The organism is Cellulomonas citrea, assembly GCF_009829685.1.
GTDB lineage: Bacteria > Actinomycetota > Actinomycetes > Actinomycetales > Cellulomonadaceae > Cellulomonas > Cellulomonas citrea.
Genome location: NZ_VWSD01000210.1, coordinates 1 through 3,533, shown reverse-complemented (window position 1 = coordinate 3,533; position 3,533 = coordinate 1). Strand labels below are relative to the sequence as shown.

At 73.9% G+C, this 3,533-nt stretch carries 4 protein-coding genes and 1 pseudogene; 2 read left to right on the top strand and 3 right to left on the bottom strand.

Annotated elements, in window-relative coordinates:
• Positions 1 to 576 (bottom strand): translation initiation factor IF-3 (gene infC / locus F2B26_RS15115; RefSeq protein WP_268891115.1); only part of this gene is annotated, 576 nt, incomplete at its 3' end.
• 340 nt (positions 577 to 916) lie between these two features.
• Here infC and F2B26_RS15110 point away from each other — a divergent pair.
• Entirely contained in the window at positions 917 to 1,333 is a 417-nt protein-coding gene (locus tag F2B26_RS15110; RefSeq protein WP_159810766.1) for a DUF1844 domain-containing protein, read from the top strand.
• On the opposite strand, the gene F2B26_RS15105 is transcribed toward F2B26_RS15110, so the two are convergent.
• Positions 1,314 to 2,660 carry an MFS transporter gene (locus F2B26_RS15105; RefSeq protein ID WP_159810764.1) on the bottom strand — a complete coding sequence of 449 codons (1,347 nt, stop codon included), beginning with the start codon at positions 2,658 to 2,660 and terminating at the stop codon, positions 1,314 to 1,316. The two genes, F2B26_RS15110 and F2B26_RS15105, sit on opposite strands and share 20 nt — an antisense overlap.
• Before the next feature lie 114 nt (positions 2,661 to 2,774).
• On the opposite strand from F2B26_RS15105, the gene F2B26_RS15100 reads away from it, so the two are divergent.
• Positions 2,775 to 3,155, top strand: a complete 381-nt coding sequence (locus tag F2B26_RS15100) for a sporulation protein (RefSeq protein ID WP_159810762.1) — start codon at positions 2,775 to 2,777, stop codon at positions 3,153 to 3,155.
• A gap of 18 nt (positions 3,156 to 3,173) precedes the next feature.
• Here F2B26_RS15100 and F2B26_RS15095 read toward each other — a convergent pair.
• Positions 3,174 to 3,533: pseudogene (locus F2B26_RS15095) on the bottom strand (SseB family protein); the annotation flags it as partial.

Genomic DNA, 3,533 nt, shown 5'->3' with positions numbered 1-3,533 from the left:
AGCTGCCGTCTGCTCGGCGGCCGGGGCGGCGGCGCGCGGCTGGCTCGCGGCGGCGCGACGGGCCTCGTTGCGCTGCTCGGCCTTGCGCTTGACCGGCGCGATCACCATGACCATGTTGCGCCCGTCCTGCTTGGGCGTGCTCTCGACGAACCCGAACTCGGCGACGTCCTCCGACAGGCGGTTGAGCAGGCGGATGCCCATCTCCGGGCGCGACTGCTCGCGGCCGCGGAACTGGATCATGACCTTGACCTTGTCGCCGCCCTTGAGGAACCGCTCGATGTGGCCGACCTTCGTGCCGTAGTCGTGCGGGTCGATCTTGAGCCGGAACCGGATCTCCTTGAGGACCGTGTTCGCCTGGTTGCGGCGAGCCTCACGGGCCTTCATGTCGGCCTCGTACTTGTACTTGCCGTAGTCCATGATCTTGACGACCGGCGGGCGGGCGTCGGGGGCGACCTCGACCAGGTCGAGATCGGCGTCCTGGGCTAGGCGCAGGGCGTCCTCCACGCGCACGATGCCGACCTGCTCGCCGGCCGGGCCGACAAGCCGGACCTCGGCGACGCGGATGCGATCGTTGATGCGGGGCTCGCTGATGTGTGCTCCTCGAGTTCGTCGTGTGGACCACCAGGGACGAGAAAGGCCCTCGCCCTGAGCACAGGCGAAGGCCTCACGTCCACCGTCGCGGTCACGACGGACCCGTCGCGCGCAACGCAACCGGCTGGACTGGACCCGGACCCCGTCGTCACGGTGTGAGCCGCAACAGTCGGGCACGGGTGGGAGGGTTCTCCGCTTGTGCCCTTGCCCCGATCCCCGTGCCGCGCCCGGACGTCCTGAAGGGCGAACCGGACGAGCACACGCATCGGAGCAAGTCAGTCAACGGGTCACTTTAGCAGACCGTGGGCAGCGCACAGGTGGCAGGATGCGGGCCGTGAGCAGCAGCCCAGGTCAGCACCAGCACGTCGCGCAGAACCAGCCGGACGGCGACGACGACGACCAGGTCGCCACGGCGACCCGGGACATCGCCGAGGTCGCCGCCGTGGAGGTGATCACCACCGCGGCCGTGCACCTCATGAGCGCCGCCGCCGTCAAGTGCGGCCTGGCCGAGGACGGCCCGGCCGGGACCGGAGCCCAGCTGACGGACCTGGACGAGGCGCGCAAGCTCATCAACGCCCTGGCCGGCCTGGTCACGGCTGCCGCTCCGGACCTCGGCAACGAGCACGCCCGGGCGCTGCGGGACGGGCTGCGCACGCTGCAGCTGGCCTTCCGCGAGGCGTCGGCCTACCCCGACCCGCTCGGCGAGGGCCCGGGCGAGAAGCTCACCGGCCCGGTGAGCTGACCTCGCTCCCCGCTGTGATCGCGGCGGGGTCGTCCGACTGCGTGGGTTCGCCGGCCGGTGCGGAGCGATCCACCCGTCCGGACACGTCCGGCCGCGCATCGCCGTCCGGCCGTCCGGATCCGTCCACCCCCGCGTCGCCGTCGGGTTCGCTCTGCGCTCCCGACCGCGTGTGCGCCCGCAGCCGCAGCGCGGCCCAGCCGCCCACCACGACGAGCACACCGAGCCCCGCGGCGACGAGGAAGCCTGCTGAGGGCCCCACCCGGTCGACCGCCGCCCCGATGATCGGGGCGCCCATCGCGTTGGCGACCGTCTGCACGGTGCCCGCCCACCCGATCACCTCGCCACGACGGGCCTCCGGCACGATCGTCACGAGCCGGGCGTTGATGGTCGACAGCGTCGGGGCGCACGGCAGCCCGGAGATGAACACGAGCACCGCCAGCCCCGTCGGCCCGTGCACGAACGCGATCGGGACGGTCACCGCGGACAGCAGCGCGACGAGCACGAGCGGCGACGGCGACCGACGCAGCAGGCCGTAGCCGAGCCCGCCGACGAGCGACCCGGCCGCCCACACCGCGATCATCCAGCCGACGTCCGCGGTGCGCCCCGCCTCGTTGAGCGTGGCCACGATGGACAGATCGGTGCCGACCAGCACGACCGAGGCCGCGAGGGCTGCGAGCAGGACGACCACGAGCTCGGTGCCGGGGCGCCACGCCTTCGCCTCCGCGCTCGGTGTGCGGGACGCACCCGCCGTCCGGGTCGGTGGGTTCGCCCAGATGAGCCCGAGGCCGGCCACCGCCGTGGCCACGCCGAGCGTGACGAGGGCCACCGAGGTGGAGAACCGGGTCGACACGAGCACCGCCACGACGGGCGCGAGCATGAACGTGGCCTCGGTCCCCGCCGAGTCCAGCGCGTAGGCCGCCTGCCGCTGCTTGACCGGGACCAGGACCGACAGCGACTGCCGGGTGACCGGGAACACCGGGACGAGGAACAGCCCGCCCAGGAACGCCGCCACGACGAGCGCCTCGAACCCCAGGCGCGGCGCCGCGATCCAGACCACCGACTCCACGACGACCGACGGCAGGATCGCCCGCCGCAGCCCGTAGCGGTCCACCAGCCGACCGCGCCAGGGGCCGCCCACTGCCATCCCGACCGTCGCCGCCGCGGTCGCCAGACCGGCCTGCGCGTAGCCCCGGTGCAGCGGCCCGACCACGTGCAGGGTGAGCACGAGGCCCGACATGGCGTGCGGGATCCGGGCGAAGAACGACAGCAGGTAGAGGCCGGGCACCCCCGGAAGGCGCAGCAGAGCACGGTAGGACGGGCGGGACATGGGACCAGTGTCTCAGGGCCCGCCCACGGTCCGTGCGGCGCTGGTGGGTGGACCCGGGCCGCGCCATGCTGGAGGTCAGGGCCGCACCCGGCGCCCGTCCGACAGGAGATCGTGATGCCCGAGCAGCCGTTCGACCCCAGCACGTTCATCGCCGCGACCAAGGACACCGTGTCCGTGCGGCAGGTGTTCGGCGAGGCCTACGAGCGCGACGGCACGCTCGTGATCCCGGTCGCCAAGGTCCTCGGCCTCACCACGGTCGGCTCGGGCAGCGCCGCAGGCCCCTCCGGGGCGGACGAGTCGAACGCCGGGGCCGCGCACGGTGGCGGGGGCGTGCTGGGCGCGCGCGTCATCCCGTTCGGGGTCTACGAGGTGACCGGGAACGGGGTGCGGTTCCACCCCACCTTCGACCTCAACCGGGCCGTGCTGGGCGGGCAGGTCGTGCTCGGCGCCGTCCTCGTGACGGCCCTGCTCACCCGGGCCCTGCGCCGGCGCTGAGCCTGCCGCCCAGCCGGCTCAGCGAACCAGGCGCAGCTCGATCGAGTCGACCCTCGCGGCCACGACGGGGTCGCCGGCCAGGGCGGCGTCCGCCCGCGCCACCACGCGCTCGAGCCGCATGCGGTCCAGTCCCGCCATCACCTGGAGGCGGACCGCGACCTCGGTGCGGTCGCCCGGTTCGGGTTGGGCGTCGAGCACGCCGAGCACCCCGTGCAGGGCCGTGCGAACCGCTGCGGCGACCTGCTCGTCGACGGCGCCGTCGTGGACGGCCGGGGTCCACGCCTCCCCCGCAGCCAGGGCCTGGACCGCCGGTCGGCCCAGCACGACGGTCACCGGCCCGGCGGGGTCGAGCACGAGGACCGTCCAGCCCTCGGCCAG

Excerpts from the sequence above, each read along its gene's own strand:
- F2B26_RS15110 (WP_159810766.1), top strand. The coding sequence starts at position 917 with ATGCGGGCCGTGAGCAGCAGCCCAGGTCAGCACCAGCACGTCGCGCAG.
- F2B26_RS15105 (WP_159810764.1), bottom strand. The coding sequence starts at position 2,660 with ATGTCCCGCCCGTCCTACCGTGCTCTGCTGCGCCTTCCGGGGGTGCCC.
- F2B26_RS15100 (WP_159810762.1), top strand. The coding sequence starts at position 2,775 with ATGCCCGAGCAGCCGTTCGACCCCAGCACGTTCATCGCCGCGACCAAG.